Below are 611 nucleotides of genomic sequence, written 5' to 3'. Positions count from 1 at the left end.
CATTCTCAACAAACATGTAGAGCTTTTCTGGGTTTTTGTGCAGGAACGGGATTTTGCTATTTAAATAGTCTCGCAAGCTAGTTAACTTTTTCATGCTAACGCTCCTCGTCGAATTTCTCAATCGCCATAAGCTGCGTATTTGCTTGCTCTAAATCGGTAAGTAGCGGATCAACCCACAATGCCAAATCGCAATAGGTTAAAATCCGTCCGGTAGTGATGGTGGTACTGGCTGCGTTAGCGTTTTCGGTATTGGTGTGCATGGCGATGGCACGCAAACGGTACGCGTTACTGAGCAACCGGTCAGAAATAAACTGAGGCACAGGCAGATCACAGCTCGGCTCTTTTCTAAGGATGGTTTTATATTCAATTTTTCTTTCCTCTGCGCTCGCACGTTGGATAATTCCGTTCCTGTAGGCTACGCTACTGATTTGATTGGCACGATGAAAAGAAAGTGATTGATCAGCAATAACCTTAGATTGATTACTTACGTCAGTTTTTAACTGCGTATTTTCTTCTTGCAGCCCACCAATTTGAGTATTCAAATTATCTATTTTTTTCATGCCCAGCACGGCGATAATTAACGCAATACCAAGTAAGACCACAAAACCAAT

2 protein-coding genes are annotated in these 611 nt (G+C 42.4%); both read right to left on the bottom strand.

Annotated features, from left to right (window positions below; all coding sequences use genetic code 11):
* Window positions 1–94, bottom strand: a 94-nt coding sequence (locus PROVRUST_RS20800; protein ID WP_211207516.1) for a phage tail protein, incomplete at its 3' end; no start/stop codon positions are given.
* 1 nt (window position 95) lies between these two features.
* Window positions 96–611: hypothetical protein (locus PROVRUST_RS20795; protein WP_006816236.1), on the bottom strand; the 516-nt coding region annotated here is incomplete at its 5' end.

Origin of the sequence: Providencia rustigianii DSM 4541, assembly GCF_000156395.1 — a bacterium.
In the GTDB taxonomy this organism is placed as follows: domain Bacteria; phylum Pseudomonadota; class Gammaproteobacteria; order Enterobacterales; family Enterobacteriaceae; genus Providencia; species Providencia rustigianii.
Note: the sequence above shows the minus strand (reverse complement) of the source record. Positions and strands in the feature narration are given on the sequence as shown.